General features: G+C 67.1%; 24 protein-coding genes. 15 read left to right on the plus strand and 9 right to left on the minus strand.

From position 1 onward, the window contains the following. Nucleotides 1–12: 12 nt before the first annotated feature. Nucleotides 13–372, minus strand: a complete 360-nt coding sequence (locus tag JVX90_RS06355; protein WP_205331555.1) for a lipopolysaccharide assembly protein LapA domain-containing protein — start codon at nt 370–372, stop codon at nt 13–15. A gap of 30 nt (nt 373–402) precedes the next feature. On the opposite strand from JVX90_RS06355, the gene rlmN reads away from it, so the two are divergent. Then, nucleotides 403–1,509 (plus strand): 23S rRNA (adenine(2503)-C(2))-methyltransferase RlmN, encoded by a 1,107-nt coding sequence (rlmN, locus tag JVX90_RS06360; protein WP_205331556.1) that lies wholly within the window; start codon nt 403–405, stop codon nt 1,507–1,509. 69 nt (nt 1,510–1,578) lie between these two features. On the opposite strand, the gene JVX90_RS06365 is transcribed toward rlmN, so the two are convergent. Further along, nucleotides 1,579–1,842 carry a DUF2631 domain-containing protein gene (locus JVX90_RS06365; RefSeq protein ID WP_008378436.1) on the minus strand — a complete coding sequence of 88 codons (264 nt, stop codon included), beginning with the start codon at nt 1,840–1,842 and terminating at the stop codon, nt 1,579–1,581. A gap of 82 nt (nt 1,843–1,924) precedes the next feature. On the opposite strand from JVX90_RS06365, the gene dxr reads away from it, so the two are divergent. The 6 genes from dxr (at nt 1,925) to JVX90_RS06395 (ending at nt 9,278) form a co-directional block, all read left to right on the plus strand. Continuing rightward, nucleotides 1,925–3,094 carry a 1-deoxy-D-xylulose-5-phosphate reductoisomerase gene (dxr, locus tag JVX90_RS06370; protein ID WP_205331557.1) on the plus strand — a complete coding sequence of 390 codons (1,170 nt, stop codon included), beginning with the start codon at nt 1,925–1,927 and terminating at the stop codon, nt 3,092–3,094. Between the two features lie 26 nt (nt 3,095–3,120). Continuing rightward, complete coding sequence (locus JVX90_RS06375; protein ID WP_205331558.1) at nt 3,121–4,329, plus strand: M50 family metallopeptidase; 1,209 nt, start codon at nt 3,121–3,123, stop codon at nt 4,327–4,329. A 37-nt stretch (nt 4,330–4,366) separates the two neighbouring features. After that, complete coding sequence (gene ispG / locus JVX90_RS06380) at nt 4,367–5,521, plus strand: flavodoxin-dependent (E)-4-hydroxy-3-methylbut-2-enyl-diphosphate synthase (protein WP_205331559.1); 1,155 nt, start codon at nt 4,367–4,369, stop codon at nt 5,519–5,521. A 63-nt stretch (nt 5,522–5,584) separates the two neighbouring features. Continuing rightward, nucleotides 5,585–6,421 carry a GNAT family N-acetyltransferase gene (locus JVX90_RS06385; RefSeq protein WP_205331560.1) on the plus strand — a complete coding sequence of 279 codons (837 nt, stop codon included), beginning with the start codon at nt 5,585–5,587 and terminating at the stop codon, nt 6,419–6,421. A gap of 22 nt (nt 6,422–6,443) precedes the next feature. Then, complete coding sequence (locus tag JVX90_RS06390) at nt 6,444–8,249, plus strand: penicillin-binding transpeptidase domain-containing protein (RefSeq protein WP_205331561.1); 1,806 nt, start codon at nt 6,444–6,446, stop codon at nt 8,247–8,249. A gap of 192 nt (nt 8,250–8,441) precedes the next feature. Further along, nucleotides 8,442–9,278: a hypothetical protein gene (locus tag JVX90_RS06395; RefSeq protein WP_205331562.1), complete on the plus strand. Its 837-nt coding sequence runs from the start codon at nt 8,442–8,444 to the stop codon at nt 9,276–9,278. A gap of 53 nt (nt 9,279–9,331) precedes the next feature. Here JVX90_RS06395 and JVX90_RS06400 read toward each other — a convergent pair whose 3' ends face one another. From JVX90_RS06400 to JVX90_RS06410, 3 genes are read right to left on the minus strand one after another with little or no spacing between them, the layout of a single operon-like run. Beyond that, nucleotides 9,332–10,099, minus strand: a complete 768-nt coding sequence (locus tag JVX90_RS06400) for a heme ABC transporter ATP-binding protein (protein ID WP_205331563.1) — start codon at nt 10,097–10,099, stop codon at nt 9,332–9,334. Continuing rightward, nucleotides 10,096–11,136 (minus strand): iron ABC transporter permease, encoded by a 1,041-nt coding sequence (locus tag JVX90_RS06405; protein WP_205331564.1) that lies wholly within the window; start codon nt 11,134–11,136, stop codon nt 10,096–10,098. Before JVX90_RS06405 ends, JVX90_RS06400 begins: the two co-directional genes overlap by 4 nt. After that, on the minus strand, nt 11,129–12,115 hold the full coding sequence (locus JVX90_RS06410) for an ABC transporter substrate-binding protein (RefSeq protein WP_205331565.1): 987 nt from the start codon (nt 12,113–12,115) through the stop codon (nt 11,129–11,131). Before JVX90_RS06410 ends, JVX90_RS06405 begins: the two co-directional genes overlap by 8 nt. A 111-nt stretch (nt 12,116–12,226) precedes the next feature. Between JVX90_RS06410 and map the strand changes: the two genes are divergently transcribed. The 3 genes from map to JVX90_RS06425 all read left to right on the plus strand — a co-directional run bounded on the left by map (nt 12,227) and on the right by JVX90_RS06425 (nt 15,509). After that, nucleotides 12,227–13,090: a type I methionyl aminopeptidase gene (gene map, locus JVX90_RS06415; protein WP_205331566.1), complete on the plus strand. Its 864-nt coding sequence runs from the start codon at nt 12,227–12,229 to the stop codon at nt 13,088–13,090. Nucleotides 13,091–13,159: 69 nt separating this feature from the next. Then, entirely contained in the window at nt 13,160–14,713 is a 1,554-nt protein-coding gene (locus JVX90_RS06420) for a cobyric acid synthase (RefSeq protein ID WP_205331567.1), read from the plus strand. After that, complete coding sequence (locus JVX90_RS06425; protein WP_205331568.1) at nt 14,682–15,509, plus strand: alpha/beta hydrolase; 828 nt, start codon at nt 14,682–14,684, stop codon at nt 15,507–15,509. Before JVX90_RS06420 ends, JVX90_RS06425 begins: the two co-directional genes overlap by 32 nt. Here JVX90_RS06425 and JVX90_RS06430 read toward each other — a convergent pair. From JVX90_RS06430 to JVX90_RS06445, 4 genes are read right to left on the minus strand one after another with little or no spacing between them, the layout of a single operon-like run. Further along, complete coding sequence (locus JVX90_RS06430; protein WP_205331569.1) at nt 15,495–15,797, minus strand: hypothetical protein; 303 nt, start codon at nt 15,795–15,797, stop codon at nt 15,495–15,497. The two genes, JVX90_RS06425 and JVX90_RS06430, sit on opposite strands and share 15 nt — an antisense overlap. Nucleotides 15,798–15,829: 32 nt before the next feature. Continuing rightward, nucleotides 15,830–16,483, minus strand: a complete 654-nt coding sequence (locus JVX90_RS06435; RefSeq protein WP_205331570.1) for a maleylpyruvate isomerase N-terminal domain-containing protein — start codon at nt 16,481–16,483, stop codon at nt 15,830–15,832. After that, nucleotides 16,480–17,874, minus strand: coding sequence for a mycothione reductase (mtr, locus tag JVX90_RS06440; protein ID WP_205331571.1), 1,395 nt, complete (start codon nt 17,872–17,874; stop codon nt 16,480–16,482). Before mtr ends, JVX90_RS06435 begins: the two co-directional genes overlap by 4 nt. Next, nucleotides 17,871–18,878 (minus strand): alpha/beta hydrolase, encoded by a 1,008-nt coding sequence (locus tag JVX90_RS06445; RefSeq protein WP_205331572.1) that lies wholly within the window; start codon nt 18,876–18,878, stop codon nt 17,871–17,873. Before JVX90_RS06445 ends, mtr begins: the two co-directional genes overlap by 4 nt. Nucleotides 18,879–19,030: 152 nt before the next feature. Between JVX90_RS06445 and mqo the strand changes: the two genes are divergently transcribed. The 5 genes from mqo to JVX90_RS06470 all read left to right on the plus strand — a co-directional run bounded on the left by mqo (nt 19,031) and on the right by JVX90_RS06470 (nt 26,187). Continuing rightward, on the plus strand, nt 19,031–20,515 hold the full coding sequence (mqo, locus tag JVX90_RS06450; protein ID WP_205332300.1) for a malate dehydrogenase (quinone): 1,485 nt from the start codon (nt 19,031–19,033) through the stop codon (nt 20,513–20,515). Between the two features lie 3 nt (nt 20,516–20,518). Then, nucleotides 20,519–22,432, plus strand: coding sequence for a VWA domain-containing protein (locus tag JVX90_RS06455; protein ID WP_205331573.1), 1,914 nt, complete (start codon nt 20,519–20,521; stop codon nt 22,430–22,432). A gap of 151 nt (nt 22,433–22,583) precedes the next feature. After that, nucleotides 22,584–23,201, plus strand: a complete 618-nt coding sequence (gene cobO / locus JVX90_RS06460; protein ID WP_205331574.1) for a cob(I)yrinic acid a,c-diamide adenosyltransferase — start codon at nt 22,584–22,586, stop codon at nt 23,199–23,201. Then, on the plus strand, nt 23,195–24,595 hold the full coding sequence (locus JVX90_RS06465; protein ID WP_205331575.1) for a cobyrinate a,c-diamide synthase: 1,401 nt from the start codon (nt 23,195–23,197) through the stop codon (nt 24,593–24,595). Before cobO ends, JVX90_RS06465 begins: the two co-directional genes overlap by 7 nt. Then, nucleotides 24,592–26,187 carry a GAF domain-containing protein gene (locus tag JVX90_RS06470; protein ID WP_205331576.1) on the plus strand — a complete coding sequence of 532 codons (1,596 nt, stop codon included), beginning with the start codon at nt 24,592–24,594 and terminating at the stop codon, nt 26,185–26,187. The genes JVX90_RS06465 and JVX90_RS06470 overlap by 4 nt, the downstream gene beginning before the upstream one ends. The last annotated feature ends 46 nt before the right edge of the window (nt 26,188–26,233 follow it).

Raw genomic sequence — 26,233 nt, forward strand, 5'->3', positions numbered from 1 at the left:
GATAGCTCCTGGTCAGCGCGTCGTTCGCTTGAGCGCCCGCTTGAGTTGAAACAGTCGAGCGCCGCTCAGGAGCGCTGTGATGAGTGCACCGCAGATCGCAGCGATCAGGAGCCCGACGCCGATGGGGACGTCTGCGGTCAACGTGAAGAAGTGGATGGCCTGGGAGCCGGTGTTCTGCAGGATGAACACCAGAAGCAGAATTGTGATCAGCACGCCGATGATCCAGCCCGCGTACGTCGCTCGGGTTCGAGTGTGCGCGACTTCGTCCGCCGGCGCCTGCACCTGGTCCGGGACGGGCGGCATCGCCTCGGGAGCCTGGTCGACTTCGGGCTCGTACTGCGATGAGCCCCCGTTCATTTCTGGTGTGCTCATACCACAAGCATGCCATGAGATGATGACTGTATGACTTCTCTGCCGCTCGTGTTCGACGCGCCCAAGCGTGGGCTTCCGCCGAAGCACTTCGCCGATCTCGACGACGCCGGACGAATCGAGGCCGTCACCGGGCTCGGTCTGCCGAAATTCCGGGCGAACCAGCTGGCCAAGCAGTACTACGGTCGCCTGACGGGCGACGTCACGGAGATGACGGACCTGCCCGCAGACAAGCGTGACGCGGTCGGCGAGGCGCTCTTCCCGACGTTGATGACACCTGTCAGGCACGTGGCGTGCGACGACGAGTCGACCCGCAAGACCCTGTGGCGACTGCACGACGGCACGCTCTTGGAATCAGTCCTGATGCGTTACAGCGACCGCACCACGCTGTGCATCTCCTCACAGGCCGGCTGCGGTATGGCGTGCCCGTTCTGTGCCACGGGACAGGGCGGTCTTGACCGGAACCTGTCGACCGCGGAGATCGTCGATCAGGTGCGGGCCGCGGCGCGGGCCACCCGCGACGGTGACCTCGGAGAGCCGGGGCGCCTGTCGAACATCGTGTTCATGGGCATGGGCGAGCCGCTCGCCAACTACAGGCGTGTTGTCGACGCGGTCCGGAAGATCACGTCGCCCGCGCCGGAGGGTTTCGGCATCTCCCAGCGACACGTCACCGTCTCGACTGTCGGCCTTGCACCCGCGATCCGGCGTCTCGCAGACGAAGGGCTGTCGGTCACGCTCGCCGTCTCGCTGCACACCCCGGACGACGAGCTCCGCGACACCCTCGTCCCGGTGAACAACCGCTGGTCGGTGGCCGAGGTGCTGTCGGCGGCACGCTACTACGCGGACCAGACGGGCCGTCGCGTATCGATCGAGTACGCCTTGATCCGCGACGTGAACGATCAGCCGTGGCGCGCGGACATGCTGGGGGAGAAGCTGCGTCGCACGCTCGGCTCGCTTGCGCACGTCAACCTGATCCCGCTCAACCCGACCCCGGGTTCGGAATGGGACGCGAGCCCGCGGCACGTCCAGGACGAGTTCGTCCGCCGCGTCCGCGAACAGGGGATCTCCTGCACCGTGCGCGACACCCGCGGGCAAGAGATCGCCGCTGCATGCGGCCAGCTCGCCGCCGACGAACGCTGAGCTGCGGACACCAGAAAAACGATCGCCCACCTCGATGAGGTGGGCGATCGTTGTTGTATGCGGGGTGCGCTAGCGTCGCCAGGCGCCCTTCTTCGGGATCATCTTGAAGCCCGCGTAACCGATGAGGACGACGGCGAATCCGATGAGGAAGATGTCCTCGACGTGGCCGATGTGGTTGCCCTTCAGCATCGCGAGGCAGATGAGTCCGGAGACGAACGCGGCGATCGCGTACGTGCGCGGTGCGGTGCCGTGCCAGCCGAAGCGGGCCGACGGTGCATCGGCGGGCTCACGGACCCAGCCGGTATCGATCGCCTGGACCTCAGTACTTGCCACGTCCACTCCTTATGACAGCCGGTAGTAGTTCGGGGTAAGCATAACCCGTGCCGGTGACGGAACAGGCACCCGGTGCGCGACAATGTCAGGCGTGACGACACGTGTGCTGATCCTCGGATCGACAGGCTCCATCGGTACCCAGGCGTTGGAGGTGATCGACGAGCATCCGGAACTGTTCGAGGTGGTCGGACTCGGCGCGGGCGGCGGCAACCTGGACCTGCTGGAACGCCAGGTGGCTGCGACCGGGCTCGCCGCTTCCCGGATCGCGGTCGCCGACCCGGCCGCGGCCGGTGCCCTGGCTGATCGGATCGGTGGAGGCGTCCTCGCAGGCGACGACGCGATGGTCCGTCTCATCGAGTCGGTGGAGGCAGACGTCGTGCTGAACGGCGTGGTCGGAGCGATCGGGCTGCGCCCGAGCCTCGCCGCGCTCGAATCGGGCGCTCGGCTGGCGTTGGCGAACAAGGAGTCGTTGGTCGCGGGCGGGGCATTGGTCCTCGACGCCGCGGCCCCGGGCCAGATCGTCCCCGTCGACTCCGAGCATTCGGCGATCGCGCAGTGCCTGCGCGGCGGATCGGCGACGGAGGTCGACCGACTGGTGCTCACCGCGTCGGGCGGCCCGTTCCGCGGTTGGACCGCGGAGCAGGTGGCGAATGTGACTCCCGAACAGGCGGGCAAGCATCCCACGTGGTCCATGGGGCCGATGATCACATTGAACTCGGCGACCCTGGTCAACAAGGCGCTCGAGGTGATCGAGGCGCATCTGCTGTTCGATGTGCCGTACGACCGGATCGACGTAACTGTGCATCCGCAGTCGATCGTGCACTCGATGGTGACGTTCGTCGACGGCGCGACCATCGCGAAGGCGTCGCCGCCTAGCATGAAGCTGCCGATCGCTCTCGCGCTCGGCTGGCCGAATCGGGTGCCGGGCAGCTCGGCGGCCTGCGACTGGTCGCAGGCGTCGGCGTGGACGTTCGAGCCGGTCGACGACGTCGTCTTCCCGGCGATCACGCTGGCCCGACAGGCCGGAACCGCCGGCGGCAGTCTGACCGCGATCTTCAACGCCGCCAACGAGGTCGCGGCCGACGGCTTCTTCGCGGGCCGCATCTCGTTCCCGAGGATCGTCGGCGTCGTCGCGGACGTGCTGGCCGACGCGGACGAGTGGACCTCGCGGCCGGGTACTCTGGACGAGGTCCTGGCAGCGGACCGGTGGGCACGCGAACGCGCTGCCGTGCTGGTCGCCGCTGCCTCCTAGCCTGACGACGACTGGAGTGAACACGAGTGAGTTATGTGCTCGGCGTGGTGGCGTTCGCCCTCGCGCTGCTGACCTCCATCGCCTGGCACGAGTTGGGGCATCATCTCGCGGCGAAGGCCACCGGGATGAAAGTCCGGCGATTCTTCGTCGGCTTCGGCCCCACCGTCTGGTCCACCCGCTTCGGTGAGACCGAGTACGGCCTGAAAGCGATCCCGCTCGGCGGGTTCTGCGACATCGCAGGGATGACGCCGCACGACGAGATGTCGGTGATCGATCAGCCCCGTGCCATGTACAAGCAGGCCACGTGGAAACGACTCGTCGTGCTCATCGCCGGGCCGCTGCAGAACTTCATCCTGGGCTTCGTCCTGATCGTGATCGTCGCTCTGGCGTGGGGACTGCCGGTCCTCGGTGACAAGCCGGTGCACGTCGCCGAGATCTCGTGCGTCGCGCCGACCACGGATGCGAACGGCAAGCCCGTCCCGTGCACCGGATCAGCTCCCGCGGTCGATGCGGGACTGCGGACCGGTGATCAGATCATCGCCGTCGACGGCTCATCGATCTCCGACTCGACCGACATGATCGAGAAGGTCCGCGACGTGCAGGGGTCCACCGTGCTGACTGTCGAGCGCGACGGGGAACGCACCGACGTGACGATCCCGGTGTCCCAAGTGCAGCGGATGGCGAAGAACCCGGACGGCACGCTGATGCCCGTCACGGTCGGCGCCATCGGGGTGACACTCGACAACACACTCGACAACCACTACGACATCGGATCGGTCTGGGGAGGCGCGGTCTCGTTCACCGGCGACATGATCGTAGAGACGGTTAAGTCGCTCGCCTCGCTGCCGACCAAGATCGGGTCGCTGTGGACTGCAGTCACCGGTGGGGAGCGCGCCGTGGACAGTCCGATGAGCGTGGTCGGCGCGTCGCGCATCGGTGGTGAGGTTGTCGAGATGGGTCTATGGAACGTCTTCTTCCTGCTGCTGCTGAGCATCAACTTCTTCCTCGGGGCGTTCAACCTGGTGCCGCTGCTGCCGTTGGACGGCGGGCACATGCTGATCGCCCTGTACGAGAAGTTCCGCAATCTGATTCGGCGGGCCCTCGGCAGGGCCGACGGTCCGCCGGTCGACTACGTGAAGCTGCTCCCGCTCACCTATGCCGTGGTGGCAGTGATGGGCGCCTTCATGGTGCTCACTGTGACGGCCGACATCATCAATCCGATCCGGCTCGGCTGACGTTCGCGGCCAGGCGGGAGTCGGTAGACTCGGAGGCATGACTGATCTGATCGGGCTGGGAATGCCTGCTGGACCTCCGCCTGTTCTTGCGCCCCGCCGAAAGACCCGCCAGATCCAGGTCGGGTCGGTTGGCGTCGGAAGTGACCACCAGATCTCTGTGCAGTCGATGTGCACCACGAAGACGCACGATGTGAACGCGACGCTTCAGCAGATCGCCGAGCTCACGGCTTCGGGCTGCGACATCGTGCGGGTGGCCTGCCCCCGCCAGGAGGACGCCGACGCGCTCGCCACGATCGCCAAGAAGTCGAAGATCCCGGTGATCGCCGACATCCATTTCCAGCCGAAGTACATCTTCGCCGCCATCGACGCCGGCTGTGCCGCAGTGCGAGTGAATCCCGGCAACATCAAGGAGTTCGACGGCCGCGTCAAGGAGGTCGCGAAGGCGGCGGGCGATGCGGGTATTCCGATCCGGATCGGCGTCAACGCGGGATCACTCGACCCCCGTCTACTGAAGAAGTACGGCAAGGCCACCCCGGAAGCGCTCGTGGAGTCAGCGCTGTGGGAGGCGGGGCTGTTCGAAGAACACGGCTTCGGCGACATCAAGATCTCCGTGAAGCACAACGACCCGGTGATCATGGTCGAGGCGTACCGCCAGCTCGCGGCACAGTCCGACTATCCGTTGCACCTGGGCGTCACCGAGGCTGGACCGGCGTTCCAAGGGACGATCAAGTCGGCCGTCGCCTTCGGTTCCCTGCTGTCGGAGGGCATCGGCGACACGATTCGGGTGTCGCTCTCCGCGCCGCCCGCCGAGGAGATCAAGGTTGGCGACGCGATCCTGCAGTCGCTCAACCTGCGTCCCCGCAAGTTGGAGATCGTGTCGTGCCCGTCGTGCGGACGTGCGCAGGTCGACGTCTACAAGCTCGCCAACGAAGTGTCTGCGGGTCTCGAAGGTCTCGAGGTCCCGTTGCGCGTCGCCGTCATGGGATGTGTCGTCAACGGACCGGGCGAAGCGCGTGAGGCCGACCTCGGTGTCGCGTCCGGCAACGGCAAGGGGCAGATCTTCATCAAGGGCGAAGTAGTCAAGACCGTCCCCGAGGCGCAGATCGTCGAGACCTTGATCGCCGAAGCGCTGCGTATCGCCGAAGAGTCGGGGGACACTGAGAGCGGATCACCGGTCGTCTCGGTCAGCTGAGCGCCGCTCAGCCGGGCCGCATGGCGCATGGATGACTAGGGACTTCGAACACGGAGGTGGGACGTGCTGCGACTGCTCGGCGGACGCCCGTTGGGAGCCCGTGACACCGAAGCGGTGAACCGCGCCCTCGATCAGGATCCCGTGGGGTCGTGCATGGTCGCCGCCCGCGTCGAGGCATACGGCATGTCGCCGCGCTTCCTCGGCGGCGAGATGTGGAGCGCGTCGACGCCCGCGCAGTCGCTGTGCTTCTCGGGCGCCAATCTGATGCCGCTCCTCGGTGGCGCGGCCGATCTCGACGATTTCGCCGGACGCGCTCTCGCGTCGCCGCGCGGTTGCACATCGGTCGTCGGATACGCACCGCTGGCGCTGGGGCTGTGGGAGCGACTGGCGCCCATGTGGGGCGAGCCGCGTGAGATCCGTCCGGATCAGCCGTTGCTGGCGTTGAGCGGTATGCCTGCGCTGATACCCGACCCGCTGGTCCGGCTCGTGACGCCCGCAGACCTCGACAACTATTTCCCGGCGGCTGTCGACATGTTCCGCACCGAAGTCGGAGTCGACCCGTGCGAGGTCGACGGCGGGGCGTCGTACCGGCGTCGGCTCGCCGCGCTGATCTCGGCCCGCAGGGTGTTCGCCCGGTTCGACGGTGATCGTGTCGTCTACAAGGCTGAGATCGGGTCGATGTCGCGTCGGGTCGGACAGATCCAGGGTGTGTGGGTGGACCGCGAGTCTCGCGGACACGGACTCGGCGCGTCCGGGACGGCAGCGGTCGCAGCAGCCATCGCACGGCAGGGACGTATCGCGAGTCTGTACGTCAACAGCTTCAACGCGCCGGCCCGCGCCACGTACCAGCGGGTCGGTTTCACTCAGGTCGGCACGTTCGCGACGGTTCTCGTCGACTGACAAAGAAAGTCCTCCGCACACGATGATCCTGCGTCGCGCTCTTGCACTCCTCTGTGTCCTCGTCATGGTGGTGACGGCGGCGGCGTGCTCGTCGGACGACGACGAACCCCGCGACGCGGCAGACCGGTTCATATCCGCGTTCGCCGCCCGCGACGTCCAGTCCGCGGCGTCGGTCACGACGAACGCAGACGCCGCGGCCCGCGCGATGTCCGAGACGTGGGAAGGGCTCGGCGCGGAGTCGATGTCCGCGCGCACCGGGCGAGTGCGTGTGGATCATGACGTCGCCGACGTCGACGTGACTTACACGTGGTCTCTGGCCCGTGGGCGCACCTGGGAGTACCAGTCCACGCTGTCGATGGGCCGCAGTGACACCGGGTGGGCGGTGCGGTGGACGTCCACCGCGATCCACCCGAAGCTGGGTACCGACCAGCACCTCGCCGTCGGCGACCTCAGCCCGCCGAGAGCGAGCGTCAACGAGTCCGACGGCACCGAAGTGATGGTGAACGGTGTGGTCACCGGGGTGCTGTTCGACGGCCGCGCTGCGGCAGAGGCGGGGGACGTGATCGGTCCAGCGACTCGGCTCGTACAGGTCATGGGGCCCTTCGTGCCCGGCCTGTCGGCGCAGCGGATCGCCGAACAGGCCACCGCGTCCAGCGATCCGATGCCGATCGGGACCCTGTCGGAAGCGGACGCCTCCAGACTGCGTGATCAGCTGGCGCTGCCGGGCATCGTGTTGCGAGACGAGTCGGTACTCCAACCGAGGAATCCCGGTTTCGCGTCCGCCGTCGTCACGCGTGTCAAGAACGCCGTCGGCGGTGACATCATCGGCACTCCCGGATGGCGGGTGTCGGTGGTGAACGCCAACGGACTGGTAGCCGACGTCGTCTTCGACCACGCCAGCGTTCCGGCGCCTGCCGTGTCCCTGACAATGTCTCGGACCGTGCAGGACTCAGCGCAGCGTGCCGTGAACGCGATCGTCGGCAAGCAGGCGATGACCGTCGCCATTCAGGCGTCCACCGGCAAGATCCTCGCGATCGCGCAGAACGGCGACGCCGATCGCGCCGGCTTCCCGGCTGCCGCAGGGCAGTTCCCGCCCGGTTCGACCTTCAAGATGGTCACCTCGGCCGCTGCGATCTTCGGGCACTTGAGCGAGCCGGACGCGCAGGTCCAGTGCCCCGGCGAGATCACCATCGGCGAACGCACAATCCCCAACTACGACGGCTTCTCGCTGGGTCAAGTCACGTTGCGACAGGCGTTCGCCGCCTCGTGCAACACGACGTTCGCGAAGCTCGCCAGCGAAATGGGTCCGTCCGACCTCGCCCACGCCAGCGCCGCGATGGGCCTCGGGTCCGACTACACGATCGCGGGCATCGAGTCCGAAGCCGGATCGGTGCGTATCGAGCCCGAACTCGTTCGACGCAGCGAAGACGGCTTCGGACAGGGCACAGTCCTCGCCAGCCCGCTCGGAATGGCGTTGGTGTCGGCGACAGCGGCCACTGGTCGTCGGCCCGTCCCGCAACTCATCAACGACCGCGCGACGAAGGTCGTCGGCCCGACGGTCGACTTCGACGGTGACGTCTACGCGCGCCTGCGGACGATGATGCGCGCCGTCGTGACCTCGGGTACGGCGTCTGCGATCGCCGATCAGGGCGAGGTGTACGGGAAGACCGGTGAGGCCGAAGTCGCGGGCGGATCACACGCGTGGTTCGCGGGCTTCCGTGGCGACATCGCGTTCGCCACCCTCATCGTGCTGGGTGGAGGATCGGAAGCAGCAGTGGCGGTCACCCGAGACTTTCTCGCGGGCCTGCCCGCCGACTACCGGCCCTGACCGGGCCCCTCTCGCTCCGTTACCGGGTGGGTTGAGGAATCGCCGGACTTCGACGTCGGATCTGGGTGTTTCGTCAATTTCGTGTCAGGGGTGTGCGCCATTCGGGTGAACCCCCGTCGTGCATTCGGTCTAATGAGGGCATAGGTTATGGAAGTCTCACGGGAGACCCTGTAGTGAAAGTCGAGGCGAACCATGACCGGTCCCACACCCGGATACCCCGGGCAGAATCCTGAGCACGGTGGCGCTCCCCAGTACGGCACGCCCCAATACGGTGCTCCCCAGTACGGTGCACCTCAGCAGGGCCAGCAGCCGCAGTACGGTGCTCCCCAACAGCCGCAGTACGGCGCTCCCCAGCAGCCGCAGTACGGCCAGCCGCAATACGGTGATCCTCAATATGGTCAGGCTCAGTATGGCCAGGGGCAAGCCCCGCAGTACGGGCAGCCTCAGCAGCCGCAGTATGACCAACAGCAGGCGCAGACTGCAGCTCAGTACGGCCAGCAGCCGTACGGAGCGGCCCAGTACGGACAGCAGTACCCGCCGCTGGCCGCAGGCATGGGTGCCGGGCTCAGCCAGAAGGTGGTCACCGCGTTGTGGGGTGTCGTCGGCGCGGCAGTTGTCGTGATCATCGCGGCATTTCTGCCGTGGGTGTCTATCAGTGGCTTCGTCAACGACTCGGCGTCGGGTGTCGGCGACGGCAAGGACGGTGTGATCACCCTGATCCTCGGCCTGATCGCGGGAGCTGTAGCCGGAGCCGCGGTGTTCTTGACGGCGAAGCAAGCGGCACTGCCGCTCGCCGCGGGCGCCACCGCCGTGGTGACAGGCATCATCTCGGTGCTCGTCGCGATCGTCGACATCGCCGACGTCAGCGACGCCGCCAATGATTTCAACTCGGGTTCCACGAGTCCGTTCGGAACATCGTTCGATGTCGAGGCTCACGTCGGCTTCGGGCTGTGGCTGACGCTGGTGGCCGGCCTCGCGCTCGTCGCGGCCGGTGTCGCCGTGATCATCCTGCGGAAGAAGAACGCCTGATCTGAGCTTCATATACAAACGCGCCGTCCCGTCGAGGGGCGGCGCGTTTGTCATCAGCGGCGCGGGACGATGAGTAACTCTCCGGTGTCGGGATGATCGACGACAAGCACCGGATGATCGTAGGTCGCTGAGAGCAGATCCGCGGTCATCACGTCGCGGACGGGGCCACACGCTTGAATGCGGCCGTCCTTCATGACCGCGACCCGATCGGCGTACGCGGCGGCGAGCGACAGGTCGTGGACCACCAGGAGAACTGTGGCGCCGGCTTTTGCACGCTCGGCGAGTATCTGCAGGACCTGTTCGCTGTGGCCGATGTCGAGGGCTGCGGTCGGTTCGTCGAGCAGCAGCACCGGCGTGTCCTGTGCGAGGGCGCGGGCCAGGCTCACGCGAGCCTGCTGCCCGCCGGACAACTGGGAGAAGTGGCGTTCCAGCAGGTCGCCGAGTTCACACGCCTCGACCGCCGCATTGATCAAGGCTTCCGACCGCGCGGCCTCCGGGGTGCGGGTCCACGGGTAGCGGCCCATCTCGACCACCTCGCGAACGGTGAACGGAGTGTCGGTCCGGTTGGTCTGTGTGACGAAAGCGCGTCGACGAGCGAGTGCCCGCGACTCGAGTGTCGCGATGTCGGCGTCGCCGATCAGGACTCGTCCGGAGTCGGGGGACCGCAGCCCGGACACAGCGGACAGCAACGTCGACTTCCCGCAGCCGTTCGGACCGACGAGGGCGACGAGTTCCCCGGGCCTCACATCGAGGTCGACGCCGGACACCACGGTCCGTCCGCCGAGAGTCACAGTGACGTCGCGCGCTTCGATGCCGGTCACAGCGCGGCTCCGGCACTCTTGCGACGCAGCAACAGGAAGAACACCGGGCCGCCGATCAACGAGGTCAGCATGCCGAGCGGGAGTTCGCCGGCGGTGAGAGTGCGTGCCGCAAGGTCGGCGGCGGCAACCACGAGCGCCCCGCCCAACGCGCTGGCAGGCAGCAGCACGGCGTGGCGTGGCCCCACGATCAAGCGCATCACGTGCGGGACGATCAGTCCGACGAACATCAGGATGCCGGTGAAGGCGACGGCCGCGGCTGTCAGGATCGCGACGAGCACGATCACTTGGCGACGGACGACCTCGACGTTGACGCCGAGGGATGCGGCCTGGACCTCGCCGAGTGCGAGCAGATCAAGCTTGCGGACGAGCACCATGCCGCCGGCGACACCCGCGATCACCAGGGGAGCGACCACGCGGATCTGCGCCCAGGATGCATTGCCGGCGAGAGAGCCGAGCTGCCAGAACACGATCTGCTCGCGGGCCGCGGTGCTTGCGACGTAGGTCAGGTATGCGATGACGCCGAGCGCGAACGCGTTCACTGCGATGCCCGTGAGGACCAGCATGATCGTCGACGACGCTCCGTCGCGCATCGAGAGGGTGTACACGGCGAAGGTGGTCGCCAGACCGAACACGGCTGCAGCGCCGGCGACGGCCCAACCGTTGGTTCCCGTGCCGCCGATCACGATCATCAGGCACGCGCCGATGGCCGCGCCGGAGGAGATGCCGACGATTCCCGGTTCGGCCAACGGGTTGGCGAGCATGCCCTGAAGGAGACAGCCGGCAGCGCCGAGCGCGATGCCGACAAGCAGCCCGAGGACGATGCGGGGAAATCGTGTCACCCACAACGCGGTCTCACCGTTGGGGTGACTCGGGAGCGGCCCGATGTCGAGGTGCCAGTGGTGCGCGATCGAGCCGAGGACTTCGGCGGGGGAGACGTGCACTGCGCCGGTTCCCGCGGAGAAGACCACGATCACCGCGAGCACGATCAGCAGGGCGACGAACACCGCGAGGGTGCGGCCGCGGACCAGGTCACGCATAGATGGCCTTTGCCAGGGCACCCATCACCAGGCCGGTGTCGGGCCCGAACATGAGAATCTGCGTCTCATCCATCTCGACGATCCGCTTCGACCGCCCGGCCTTCGTCTGTGCGATGGCGGGTAGGCCGAGCAGGCGGTCCATGCCGCCGACCGAATCCGCGCCCTGCGTCATCACCAGAATCACGTCGGGGTCGGCCGCCATCAGGTTCTCGGCGCTGACCGTCGTGAACGGGGCCGTCAGTCCGGACGCCGTGCCCGCGTCGACCCCGCCGAGGTGCTCGATCAGGTCGTCGGCACCGGACTTAGGTCCGGCAAGGAGAAGCAGGTACTCGCCGCGGACGTAGAGGAACGCGATCGAGGGCTTGGTCGGCAGGTCGGGAATCGATCGCCCGGCGTCGTTGACCTGGGACTGGGTCCGCGCGACGAGCTTCTCGCCCTCCGTCGGTACTCCGAGAGCCGCCGCAACGGACCGGATCAGTTCCGGGGTGGACGCGACTGATCGCTCGGCCGGGAACTGGACCACGTGCAGACCGGCGCGACGGAGTGCGTCGACGGCGCCTGCGGGATTGCTGTCGGTGCCCGTCAGCACGATCGTCGGTGACACGTCGAGGACACGCTCGGTATTGATGGCGTGCCCGGTGTCGGTGATGACCGGCACCGCACGAGCCGACGGGAACGTCGTGGACTTGTCGCGGCCCACGACGTGCGAACCGAGTCCGAGGGAGTAGACGATCGCGCCGAGGGTCCCGTTGCGGTCGATCGCCACGATGCGCTCGGCCTGCGCAGGCGCGGACACGGTGGACGACACCGGGACGATGTCCGCCGTGGGCAGCACCGCAGTGGTCGGACCGGTTCGTAGAGCGGCTGTGAGCTTGGCCGACCGGGCTGCATCGGTCTCGATCGGTTCGGTGGTGCACGCCGACGTCAGTGCGACGAGGACCGCCACAGCGACGACGAGCACGCGTGGTCGACCGATCACCGGAACCTGCCTGTCTCGAAATGAGTGAAAACAAACTATTTAGGAATACCTTACCTCTGCTCTGGCGGGCGTCGGCCTCGGGAGTTCGGTCGGCATGAAACAATCGACGGCATGACTGTTCGTGCCCCGCTCACTCCCGGTGTCGTCGCGCCGGTGCTTTCCGTGCCAGACGCCATCGAGCGCCCCGAGTACGTGTGGAAGGACACCGTTGCGGAGGGGAGTGAGCCGTGGGTGCAGACCCCGGAGACCATCGCGAAGATGCGCGTCGCGTCGAAGATCGCCGCTAACGCGCTCGCCGAGGCCGGACGTGCCGTCGCGCCGGGTGTCACCACCGACGAACTCGACCGGATCGCCCACGAGTACATGCTCGATCACGGTGCGTACCCGTCCACCCTGGGTTACAAGGGCTTCCCGAAGTCGTGCTGCACCTCGCTCAACGAAGTGATCTGCCATGGCATCCCGGACTCGACGGTGATCCAGGACGGCGACATCGTCAACATCGACGTGACCGCGTTCTTCGACGGCGTCCACGGCGACACGAATGCCACGTTCTTCGCGGGCGACGTCTCTGACGAGGTTCGTGACCTGGTGGAACGTACTCGGAACGCGACCGACAGGGCGATCAAGGCGGTGAAGCCCGGACGCGCCTTGAACGTCGTGGGACGTGTCATCGAGGCGTACGCGAATCGGTTCGGCTACTCGGTGGTCCGTGACTTCACCGGACACGGCATCGGCGAGACGTTCCACAACGGGCTCGTCGTCCTTCACTACGACGAGCCGAGTGTGAGCACCGTACTGGAACCGGGCATGGTCTTCACGATCGAGCCGATGATCAACCTCGGCGGCAAGGACTGGGAGATGTGGGACGACGACTGGACCGTCGTCACCGCGGACCGGAAGTGGACGGCCCAGTTCGAGCACACCCTCGTCGTCACCGATACCGGCGCCGAGGTCCTCACGCTTCCCGACGCGTAGTGTGACGCGTCAACGTTGGCGACGTCGTCCGGCGTGGGAACCGAAATCGCTGCCAACGTTGGAGCTCGTGTGAAATCGCGGGGCGCTCTCCTCATCGGCGGTACGAGCAGTGACGCCGGTAAGAGCCTCATCGTCGCGGGCCTGTGCCGTGCACTAGCGCGGGACGGCGTGCGAGTGGCGCCGTTCAAGGCGCAGAACATGTCGAACAACTCCGCAGTGACGCTGGACGGCGGAGAGATCGGTCGCGCGCAGGCGTTTCAGGCTGCGGCGTGTGGGCTCCAACCGGACACCCGCTTCAATCCCGTCCTGCTCAAACCCGGAAGTGATCGGCGCTCGCACGTCATCGTGCGCGGTCGGCCGTACGGCGACGTCGGCGCTGCCGACTATCACGTTCGCCGCAGCGAGTTGGCGCACGTGGTCGCCGACGAACTCGCGTCTTTGCGTCGCGACTTCGACGCCGTGATCTGCGAGGGCGCCGGGTCGATCGCGGAGGTGAATCTCCGTGCGACGGACATCGCGAACATGGGTTTGGCGAGGGCCGCCGACCTGCCCGTACTGCTCGTCACCGACATCGACCGCGGTGGTTCGCTCGCGCACCTGTTCGGGACGCTCGCGCTCCTCGAACCCGACGACCAAGCACTCGTTGCAGGTTTTGTCATCAACAAGTTCCGCGGCGACCCGTCACTGCTCGACCCGGGCCTCGTCACCCTTCTCGAACGGACGGGCCGACCGACACTCGGCGTTCTGCCGTTCGCCGACGGCCTGTGGATCGACGCCGAGGACTCACTCTCCTCACCCGTGGGTCGGCGGGTCGGTGGGCCGGTCGCGCACAGCGGGGGTCAACGTCTCACGGTCGCCGCGATCCGACTGCCGCGGACCTCCAACACCACCGACGTGGAGGCACTTGCGTGCGAACCGGACGTCGACGTGACCTGGGTGGACGATCCAGCCGCAGTCCGTGCAGCCGATCTCGTCGTCCTTCCGGGCAGCCGGGCCACGGTGTCCGATCTCGGCTGGTTGCGGTCGACAGGCCTCGCCGACGCGGTGGTGGAGCGAGCGCGCGCCGGCCGTCCGGTGCTCGGTGTGTGCGGTGGATTCCAGATGCTCGCGCGGCGGATCACCGATCGGGTGGAGTCGACTGCGGGAACGGTGGACGGCCTCGGTCTGTTCGACGTCGACATCGAGTTCCGATCGGACAAGACCCTCCGAACGTTCTCCGGCCACGACGGTGTGGGGGCTCGTGTCGACGGGTACGAGATCCATCACGGAGTCGTGGCCCGAAGTGCGGAGGAGACGTGGCTGGTGGACTTCGAGACCGGCCCTGAAGGCGCTCGCCGCGGGCCAGTCGTCGGCACCCACTGTCACGGCCTGCTCGACGGCGACGACATGCGTCGATCGTTTCTGCGTGCAGTCGCCGTCCAGGCCGGACGTCCTGCGTTCACGCCTGCAGCGGGACTGTCCGTAAGGAAGGTCCGCGAGGACCAGTTGGACACCATTGCCGATCTGGTCACAGAACACCTCGACATGAGAGCTGTGCACAGATTGCTCGAGGCGGGCACCGGGCCGCTGCCGTCCGTCCTATCCTGGCTGAGTGGAAACCGAGCACCTGAAAGTCGAGCATGACGGTCTGACCTTCGATGTGAAGCTCAGCGGACCGGCCCGCGGGCCATGGGTTGTGCTGCTGCACGGCTTTCCCGTCGACTCACGCTGCTGGGACGACGTGATCCCTCGACTGCACGAAGCGGGCCTGCGCACCGTCACGTTCGACCAGCGCGGATACAGCCCCGGTGCGAGGCCGGAGAACGTCGAGGACTACCGACTGGAGAAACTGGTCGGCGACGTCCTCGGAGTTCTCGGTCACCTGAACATCGCCTACTCGATGATCGTCGGACACGATTGGGGCGGCATCGTGGCCTGGCATCTCGCCGCGAAACACCCGGAACGCTTCACCGGTCTCGTCGCAGTCAGCACCGGCCATCCGTCTGCCATGAAAGAGGCCCTGGAGGCGGGGGCCGACCAGCGGGAACGTTCGTCCTACATCTCGACGTTCGTCAAGCCCAAGGCGGAGCAACTGCTCACCGAAGACAACGGTGAGCGTCTGACCCGTCACGGTGTGACACCCGACGAAGTCGCGCCGCTGCTGGAACCGGGCGCTCTCACCGGCCCGCTGAACTGGTATCGCGCCAACTTCACTGGTGACATCGCCGCCACCCTCGCATGCCCGCCGGTCGAGATCCCGACAACCATGGTGTGGAGCGACGGTGACACCGCACTGGGCCGCGAACAGGCCGAGTTCAGCGGTCGCCACGTGTACGGCGACTACCGGTTCTCCGTCATCGAAGGCATCGACCATTGGGTGCCGCAGAAGGCGGCGAAGGCCGTCGCGAGCGAGATCTCGCTGCGGTCAGCGCTGTATTGACTCGAGGCGCGCGACGAGCTCGGTGACCTGGGCTCGGCCCTGCTCGTCGACGGTCAGCGCCATGAACGACGACATCGCGAGCAGCACGTCGAACTGGCGCGGGTTCTTGGGCTTGCCGAACAGTGAGGTTTTCTCCTTGATCGACACCTCGCGGAACGTGGAGACCGGGTTGCGAGCCGTCTCCTCCTTGCCGTGATGCTTGAATTTCGCCACGGTGACGCCGTCGAACACCAACGACTCTCCGTTCGCGCCGAGAACTTCGAATCCGGCTTGGGAGGGGTTCGTCATCGAAGCAGCATAACCAGCAGAAGGGCCGAGGTTCAGCGCAAGCAGGTGAATCCGGTCGGCATCTCGCCGCGTCCGAGGACGCCGCGGAGGAGCGTGTAGACGTCGTAGTCGCGCGTCAGCGACGCGGCGAGCGCCGCCGCCCGGCGGGCGCACCCGGGCAACTGGACCGGCGGTTCGATCCCGGCTGCGTCGACGATGTCGAGCGTGTGAACACTCAATTCGAAGGCTCGGGTGGCGAGGTAGTCGGACACGGAGATCGCGCCGACCGGGGTGAGCAGCACATCGTCATCGGCGAGGGTGTCGACCAGCGCCACCCCGCGCGCGGCGAGATCGTGGGCGTGATCGAACGGTTCGTCGCCGAGTCCGACACCGGCCCGCACGCCCGCCTCGGTGACCAGGGCCTGGTCGGTCACCCGGTCGAGGGCGGTGTGAAAGTACGCCGCGGCGCCGTCGAGAAGGTCACCGAGGCCCTCGCCGGCATCAACTCGATCGCGTGCCGCCGCGAAGTAGACCTCGATTGTGGTGAAACCGGATCGACAGGTGTGGCCCACCAGCGAACGCATGGTCCACTCGCCGAGCGCGGGACGATCCAGCGTCGATGCGGGCACTCGATCGATGACGTCGACGAACGCGGCGGACGAATCGGCATACCACTCCCGCACCGACACCGGATCGTGGAGGCTCACAACTCCAACCCCAGCAGCGCGTTCTCGAGAACTTCTGGAAGCGCGGGGTGGATCCAGTATTGGCCGCGTGCCATCTCGTGTGCAGTCAGGCCGAAGCTCATCGCCTGAATGACGGGCTGGATGATCGACGACGCCTGAGCGCCGAGCAGATGGGCGCCGAGCAGCCTGCCGGTACCGCGTTCTGCGATCACCTTGCAGATCCCGACGGTGTCCTCCATCGCCCAGCCGTACGCGACGTCGCCGTAGTTCTGGACCTTCACTGTGATGTCGAGGCCACGTTCACGCGCCTGCTCCTCAGTGAGCCCGACACTCGCGATCTGCGGGTGCGTGAACACTGCGGCGGGGACGAACCGGTGGTCGAAGGAGGCGAGCTCTGCAGACTCCCAGCCGAGCAGGATGTTGGCCTGCACCACTCGCTGCTCGTGGTTCGCGACGTGCTTGAGCTGGTACGGCGAGCTCACGTCGCCGAGCGCCCACACACCGCGGGCCGGTGTGCGGCCGCGGGAGTCGACCGGGACCCTGCCGTCGTCGGTGAGGTCCACGCCGATCGTGTCCAGCGACAGCAGATCGCCGTTCGGAATGCGGCCGGTGGCGACGAGCAGCGCGTCGGCGTCGAGCGTGTCGCCCGAGCCGAACGTCAGTCGAATCCCGCCACCGTCGAGCGTCGTCGCGCCGCTGACCTGGGTGTTCAAGTGGACGTCCCACTGCTCGGCGGTGACCTCGGTGAATCGTGCGCTGATGTCGTCGTCCATGGGACGCAGCAGTCGGGGACCCCGGGCGATCACCGACACGTCGACACCGAGGCCGGAGAACACGTGGGCGAACTCGGAGGCGATGTAGCCGCTGCCCACGATGGCCAACCGCTGGGGCAGTTCCGGCAGCCTCATCACGTCGTTGTTCGTGTAGTAGCGAACGCCGGAGTCGACGATCGCGTCCGGGACCGCCGACCGGGCACCAGCTGCGATGACCACCTGGGAAGCGAGCACCACGTCACCGGCGGTTGTCACGAGGCGGTATCGGTCGTCGTCGACGCCGTCGAAGCGGACGTGGCTCTCATAGACGGTGATGTTGGGGCAGCGGTCCACGCGGTACTCGCGACCGCCCGCGGTGATCGGGTCGATGCGGCCGAAGACACGATCGACGATCGACGGCCAGTCCACGCTGTCGACAGTCGCGTGAACGCCGTACCGGCCCGCGGTTCGAGCCGCCTCCGCCACGTCCGCGGCGTACACGAACATCTTCGTCGGGATGCACCCCACGTTGAGGCACGTTCCGCCGAACAGGTTCTCTTCGAAGATCGCGATCGACATGTCGTCGAACCGCTCGTCGGGGATCGAGTTGCCGCTGCCGGTGCCGATGACCGCGAGGTCGACGATCTGGGGGGTGCTCATTTGTCGAACTCGCTCTCCATCCAGGCGTCGACCTCGGCGTACGCCCTTCTGCGCACACTCTCGATCGACAAGAACACGTCATGCCGTGCGTCGGTGACGGCGACGGCGAGAACTCGGCCGCCGATGCATCCGGACCACTGCGCGATCTGCTTCACGTCCAGTACACAGTCCGCTGTGTCGACCGACGCGTCGTACTTCCCGCGGAACGACGACTTGTCGGACCTCAGGACCAGCGCTGGGACTCCGACGTCGAGGCCCGCATGCACCTGTCGATGCCCGGCGCGCACTGCAGACAACCAACCGAACGTCACCGGGAATCCGGCGAGTGGCTTGCGGACGAGATCGTACGTCCATTCGCCGTGGACATCGGTGTGCAGGCTGTCGCCGTACGCCGACGACAGTTCGCGTGGGAGCGACTGCATGCCCCGGACCGACCCGACCGCAGAGATCAGTCTGGACGCAGGCGCCGACCGCAAGACGGCCTCGCCTTGCAGATCGAGCCAGGGGCTGTTGAGGAGCAGGCCCACCACGTGCCCGTGCCGTTCCGGATTTGCGGTCCTGAGTCTGTCCAGCCACAGCGGCGTCACCAGGCCACCAGTCGAGTGACCCGAGACGATCACCTGCGGTGTCCCACCCGCCGCACTCACCTCGTCGGTGATGATGTCCAGTGCGGCGTTCAACTCTTCGTCGTAGAAGGCGAGATCGCTCGTGTAGTGCGGTTGATGGTGAGCCTTCAGCGACCGACCGCATTTGCGGAGGTCTAGTGCGTAGAAGGCGTATCCCCTCTGGTGAAAGAAGTCGGCGAGCTCCGTCTGGAAGAAGTAGTCGGTGAAGCCGTGCACATACAGCACCGCACCGCGCGGCGTGATGCCGTCGGTCGGGCGGCGAACGAGGCTCGCGAAGATCGGATCCTCGCCGTCGGGATCCGTTGCGAGCGGGATGGTTCGGACTTCATAGCCGTCGAGAAACTCGTCAGGGCGCCAGTCTGTGGTCACGCCGACCACTCTAGTGCCGCTTCATCCGCGTGTCGGACGCGACACATTTGGAAGCACCGGTGCTACCTGTCAACGTTCGATGGTGAACAATGAATCTCCTAGAGCGGCCCCTGGAGTGGGGTCGGCAAGGATTCACCCCGACCTCGGAGGAGAGCAGCATCGTGTCGCAGAAGGTCATCAAGACGGACGTGGCGTTGATCGGCGCAGGCATCATGAGTGCGACACTCGGCGCGCTCATTCGTCAGCTGGAGCCGAGCTGGTCGATCAGTCTGTTCGAACGTCTCGACGCGGCAGCGGCCGAGAGCTCGGATCCGTGGAACAACGCAGGCACCGGACACTCTGCGCTGTGCGAGCTGAACTACACGCCTGCGGGAGCCGACGGCGAGATCGACATCACCAAGGCGCTGACGATCAATGAGCAGTTCCAGGTGTCGCGTCAGTTCTGGGCTCACGGCGTCGACAACGGCGTGCTCGGAGCCCCGGACGAGTTCATCAACCCGATCCCGCACGTCGCGTACTGCCACGGCGCCGACGGTGTCGAGTTCCTCCGCAAGCGCCACGCGGCGCTGTCGAGCCAGACCCTGTTCGAGGGCATGGAGTTCATCGACGACGCCGACACCTTCGCCGAGCGTCTCCCGCTGATGGGTGCGGGTCGTGACTACTCCGACCCCGTCGGTCTGAACTGGTACACCGAGGGCACAGACGTCGACTTCGGTGCGCTCACGCAGCAGCTGCTGAACTACGTCGGCCGCGACGCCGACCTCTACTTCGGCCACGAGGTCCGCAACCTGAGCAAGCAGTCGGACGGCAGCTGGGTGATCAAGCTGCGCAACACCCGCAGCGGCGAGAAGCTCCGCGTCGAGGCGCGTTTTGTGTTCGTCGGAGCAGGCGGCGGCGCCCTCGGCCTGCTGCAGAAGTCGGGGATCAAAGAAGCAAAGGGCTTCGGCGGCTTCCCGGTCAGCGGTGAGTTCTTCCGCTGCACCAACCCCGACGTCATCGCCGAACACTCGGCCAAGGTCTACGGCCAGGCCGCTGTCGGCGCGCCTCCGATGTCGGTGCCGCACCTCGACACCCGCGTCATCAATCACGAGAAGGGCCTGCTGTTCGGTCCGTACGCGGGCTGGTCGCCCAAGTTCCTGAAGACCGGTGGTGTCCTCGACCTGCCGAAGTCGGTGAAGCCGGGCAACCTGGTGCCGATGATGTCGATCGCTCCCAAGGAGTTCGGTCTCCTCAAGTACCTGATCTCCGAGCTCGCGGCGAGCCGCAACGATCGTGTCACCACCCTCCAGGACTTCGCCCCGCTCGCTGTCGGAGAGGACTGGGAGCTGATCACCGCGGGGCAGCGCGTTCAGGTGATCCGCAAGAACGGCATCGGCGGAAGCCTGGAGTTCGGCACCGCCGTCGTCACCTCGGAGGACGGCTCGATGGCCGGTTTGCTGGGTGCGTCGCCGGGTGCGTCGACCGCTGTCCCCGCCATGATCTCCGTCCTGGAGAAGTGCTTCACCGCCCACTTCGACGGATGGCGCGACAAGCTGACCGATATGATCCCGTCGTTCGGACAGAAGCTCAACGACAATCCCGCCCTGTACAACCAGGTCTGGGACTGGACCAACCGCAGCCTGCAGCTCACCGGCGACAACGACTGATCGATGTCCGACCCGGTTCGGTACCCGTTCAGCGCGGTCGTAGGTCAGGAGCGGCTCAAACTCGCGCTGATCCTGTCGGCGGTGTCGCCGGGGATCGGCGGTGTGCTGATCAGAGGAGAGAAGGGCACCGCCAAGTCGACCGTTGTGCGTGGCCTCGGCCCTCTGCTCGGGTCTGCATCGCGGGTTGTCGAACTGCCCATCGGCGCCACCGAGGACAGGGTTGTCGGGTCGCTCGACCTGACTCGCGTGCTCCGTGACGGACAGGCTCACTTCACTCCCGGCCTGCTCGCCAAGGCGGACGACGGCGTCCTGTACATCGATGAAGTGAACCTGCTGTCCGACCATCTCGTCGACGTCCTGTTGGACGCTGCGGCGAGCGGTCGGGTGACTGTCGAACGCGACGGAGTGTCCCACACCCAGTCGGCTCGGTTTGTTCTCGTCGGCACGATGAACCCGGAGGAAGGGGAGTTGCGGCCGCAGCTCCTCGACCGCTTCGGGCTCGTTGTCGACGTGGCGGGTCCGCGTGACGTGGACGAGCGAGTGTCCATCGTGACCGCCCGCATGGCGTTCGACGCCGATCCCGCCGGCTTCTCCGACCGGCACGACGCGGCCGAAACCGAGCTCGCGTCACGGATCTCGCATGCGCGCTCGGCATTGCCCGACGTGATGCTGCCCGCCTCGGAACTGCGTCGGATCGCGGGCATCTGTGCGCACCTCGACGTGGACGGCCTCCGCGGGGACATCGTGATGGCCCGCACCGCGGCCGCCCACGCCGCGTGGCGCGGTGCATCGGAGGTGACCGAGGACGATGTTCGCGTGGCCGCCGAACTCGCGCTCCCGCATCGCCGCCGACGGAATCCGTTCGACGAGTCGTCGATGTCGGAAGAACAGCTCGATGACGCACTCCGTGCAGGCGACGACGCCGCGTCCAGCGCTCCTGCCGACTCCTCGGACCTGGATCCGTCCAGCGACTCCGATGACACGGCACCCGGCCCGGCGGGCGACGATTCCGCCGACTCGCGCGACGACAGCCCCTCGGACTCATCGAGCGAAACCGAGACGGACGACCCCGACGACGACCCGCCGCCGAGTGGCGGCGGTGCTGCCGGACCGCAGTTCGGCACGAGACCGACGGGTGGCTCTCCACGGGTGCGGACTTTCCGCGCCGACGGCGTCGGTGACGGCGACCCCGGTCGGCGGTCGCGTGCCCGCAGCACCCGCGGGTCTACGGTCCGTGACGTCGACTTCGGCACCGGGACCGGTGTCCACTTGTTCGGCACGGTCCTCGCGGCCGCCCGACGGGCCGCCGGTGACGGGATGCCGAGTCTGGAACCCGGGGATCTGCGGGGGACTGAGCGGATCGGCACCGAGTCGAATCTCGTGGTGTTCCTCGTCGACTTGTCCGGGTCGATGACCGCCCGGTCACGCCTGACCGCGGTCCGTGACGCGTGCGTCGAGATGCTGCGTGACTCGTACACCCGACGTGATCGGGTCGCGGTGGTCGTCGCCGCAGGCGCGGACGCCTATGTCGCCGTCCCGCCGACTCGCTCGGTCGACATCGCCGTCGGTCGTCTGGCTCAGGTCCGCACCGGGGGTCGGACGCCGCTCGCCGAGGGACTGCAGCGCAGTGTGGAGGTGATCGACCGGTCCGCCCGCGTGGATCCTCACCGACGGCCGCTGCTCGTGCTCCTCACCGACGGCCGAGCGACCGGCGGACGTGATGCCGCGCGCCGCGCCGAGTCAGCCGCCGACGAGGTCGCACGCCGCGGCGTCAGCACGGTTGTCGTCGACTGCGAGCAGGGCTTCGTCCGTCTCGGTTCGGCGGCGGCCCTCGCCAAGCGGCTCCGAGCCGAGTACGTGCCTCTCGACGATCTCGCCGACACCGGTCTCGCCGCGGGCATTCGCGGCGTAGCGTAGGTCCCTCCACCCCTGCCCAGCGCCGCCCCTTCCTGCCCAGCGACGCCCTTCCCGCTCGTTGAGCGAGGTTCGTCCCCGGTCAGTGACGCCCTTCCTGCTCGTTGAGCCAGGGGATGGTGAGCACGCGGAGGGCGGTGGATAGGGTGATCACATGCCTCAGGGAGTCCCCGAATCTGTTCCGAACGACGGTTTGACCACACGTCAGCGACGCAACCAGCCGGTGCTGGCAGTGCACACCGGACCAGGCAAGGGCAAGTCGACCGCAGCTTTCGGAATGGCGATGCGCGCATGGAACGCCGGGATGGACGTCGCGGTCTTCCAGTTCGTCAAGAGCGCCAAGTGGAAGGTCGGCGAGGAGTCGACGATGACCGCACTCGGACGACTGCACGAGCACACCGGAGAAGGCGGACCGGTCCAGTGGCACAAGATGGGCCAGGGCTGGTCGTGGATCCGCCGGAGCGACGACGCCGAACAGGACCACGCTGACGCGGCGCGTGCCGGCTGGACCGAGATCGCGCGGCGCATCGCATCGGAAGAACACGACTTCTACGTACTCGACGAGTTCACCTATCCGCTGCACTGGGGATGGATCGACGTCGACGAAGTGGTGACCGCGCTCCGTGAGCGGCCCGGCCGCCAGCACGTCGTGATCACCGGTCGATACGCGCCCGACGCACTCGTCGAAGCCGCCGACCTGGTCACCGAGATGACCAAGATCAAGCACCCGATGGATGCCGGCCGCAAAGGCCAGAAGGGCATCGAGTGGTGATCAACACCCGCAGGGCGGGTGGGCGACGGGTTCCCACTGTCGTCATCGCGGCGCCGTCCTCGGGAAGCGGAAAGACGACGATCACCACCGGGCTCATCGGCGCACTCGTCGCCGCTGGTCACCGGGTTGCGCCGTTCAAGGTGGGGCCGGACTACATCGATCCCGGATATCACGCCGTGGCCGCGGGCCGACCCGGACGCAACCTCGACCCCAACCTGGTGGGGGAGCACCGCATCGGGCCGCTCTTCGCCGCAGGCTCGGTGGACGCGGACATCGCGGTTGTCGAAGGTGTGATGGGCCTGTTCGACGGCCGGATCACCGACGACGACGGCACCCTCGGAGTCGGGTCCACCGCGCACGTCGCATCGCTGATCGGCGCCCCGGTGGTCCTGGTGGTCGACGCCGGCGGACACAGTCAGTCGCTTGCAGCACTGCTGCACGGTTTCGTCTCGTACGACCCGACGGTTCACGTGGCGGGCGTGATCCTCAACCGGGTCGGCTCCGATCGCCACGAAGCCGTACTGCGGCAGGCCGCGGACCGGGCCGGACTGCCGGTGTTCGGTGTGGTCCGCCGGGACTCCGCGCTGTCGGTGCCGTCACGGCACCTGGGACTGGTCCCCGCGGCGGAACGCAGTGCCGAGGCCGTGGCGTCCGTTGATGCGATCACCCGGCTGGTCGGCGCCGGTATCGATGTCGAGTCGATCGTCCGTCTCGCTGCGACGGCCAGGGGCACGGAGGTCGCACCGTGGTCGGCCGCCGACGAGATGGCCGAACACCGTGTCGACACGAGACCCGTCGTCGCCGTCGCGCAGGGAGCGGCGTTCACGTTCGGCTACGCCGAGCACCCCGAACTCCTGGCCGCTGCCGGAGCCGACGTGGTGTCGTTCGATCCACTGCATGACAGACTGCCCGAGCACACGTCGGCGGTGGTGATCGGTGGTGGGTTCCCGGAGGAGCACGCAGTCGATCTCGCCGCCAACGAGGGCCTGCGCTCCGATCTGGCTCGCCATGCCGCGGCCGGACGTCCGGTCCATGCGGAATGCGCCGGGCTGCTGTATCTGTCGTCAATGCTCGACGGCCATGCGATGGTCGGAGCGATCGAGGCCGACGGGGCTTTCGGCCCGCGCCTGACCCTCGGCTATCGGGACGCGGTCGCGGTCGCCGACAGCGTGCTCTATCGCACCGGTGAGCGGGTCACCGGACACGAGTTCCACCGAAGCACCGTCGCCTTCCGGGCTGACAGAACACCCGCGTGGGCATGGCGTGCGGGGGACGCGAACTCCGCTGACGGCGTCGTCTCACATGGCATTCACGCCTCTTACCTGCATGTTCACCCGGCGGGAGTGCCCGAGTCCGTCGGCCGGTTCGTCGCTGCGGCAGGACGGGCCCGATGACGTTCCACGAGGTCCGCACGGCGGTCGATGCGCTCGCAGCCAAAGACGGGAACGACCCCACGGCTCTGCGTGACGTGCTCGAAGCCGTCTTGCTGGTCGGCCAGGGTCTTGAACTCGACCTCGCGCTGCAGCGCATCGTCGACGTCGCGGCCGGTGTGCTCGACGCCCGCTACGGCGCCCTCGGCGTTCGCGGACCGGAACTGAGCTTGCAGGCGTTCGTCTACACGGGAATAGCCCCCGATGTGCGTGCGACGATGGGCCGACTGCCCGTCGGTCACGGTGTGCTCGGTGAACTGCTCCACCATCCAGAGGTGCTGCGCATCGAACGGTTGTCGGACCACCCGGCGTCGATCGGGTTCCCACCTCAACACCCGCCGATGAACACCTTTCTCGGGGCACCGATCATCGTCCGCGGGGAGTTGTTCGGCAGCATCTACCTCACGGAGAAGCAGGGTGCGCCTGCGTTCACCGAGCTCGACGAGAAGATCGTCGCCGTGCTGGCTGTAGCCGCGGGCATCGCGGTCGACAACGCGCGCTCCTTCGAGAGTTCACAGACGCGGCTGCGGTGGATGCAGCTGCTCGCCGACCGCGGCAGCGAACCGGTTCGTGGGATCTCGCTCGAAGACACGCTGACCGGCGTGTGCGCGGACGTCGCGTCGTTGAGCCACGCCACCGACGTGTATGTCGTCACCGGGGCGGAGCTTGTCGCCCACACGGGAGACCCGGTGAACGTCGACGACGTCGCCGGCACGTTCGGCGCGCGTGACGCAGGCCTCGCAGTGTCCGTTGTCGACGACGAGCGCGCGTGGCTGCGCGACGGTGCGCAGTGGGTCACCGTGCAACCGATTCAAGGGCCGCCCGGGCAGTTCCGCGCGATCGTCCTGACACACGTCGATCGTCGAGTGTGGACAGCCGAAGAGGAGGCGGGGCTCGCCGGGGTCGCACGTGTTGCGTCGTTGTCGATCGCGTACGCACAGCAGCAGGACCTGGAACGGGAGATGGAGGTCCTCTCCGACCGGCATCGGATCGCTCGTGACCTGCATGATCTGGTGATCCAGAGGCTCTTCGCGATCGGCATGTCGATGCAGACGATGAAAGCGCGGCCGTCCGAACTCGACGGACGCATGGATCAGGCGATCACCGACCTCGACTCGACGATCGCCCAGATCAGAACATCGATCTTCGACCTGCACAGCAGCTCCGGTCAGAGCACCAAGACGCTCCGGCGTCGAGTGCTCGACGTGGTCGCCGAGCTCGCCGCACACGCGCCGATCACCCCGAGCGTCGCATTCTCGGGTCCTGTCGACACGATCGTCCCGGACACCTTGTCGCCGCACATCGAAGCGGTCCTGCGGGAAGGACTGTCGAACGCTCTCCGTCATTCCGACGCCGAGCGGATCGGTGTCCGGATCGTGGCGTCCGACGACCTCGTCGTGGAGGTGTCCGACGACGGTATCGGCATACCGCAGGACGCCCGTCGCTCGGGTCTGCGGAACTTGGAACGCCGTGCGACAGAATGCGGCGGCGTCTTCAGCGAACGGTCCGCCGCAGGGGAGGGCACGACGCTGACCTGGACGGTTCCGCTCGCCTGAGTGGTACCTCTGCGCGGGGGCGTGCCGCGATCGGGCGACGCATCGC

Origin of the sequence: Gordonia sp. PDNC005 (assembly GCF_016919385.1) — a bacterium.
In the GTDB taxonomy this organism is placed as follows: domain Bacteria; phylum Actinomycetota; class Actinomycetes; order Mycobacteriales; family Mycobacteriaceae; genus Gordonia.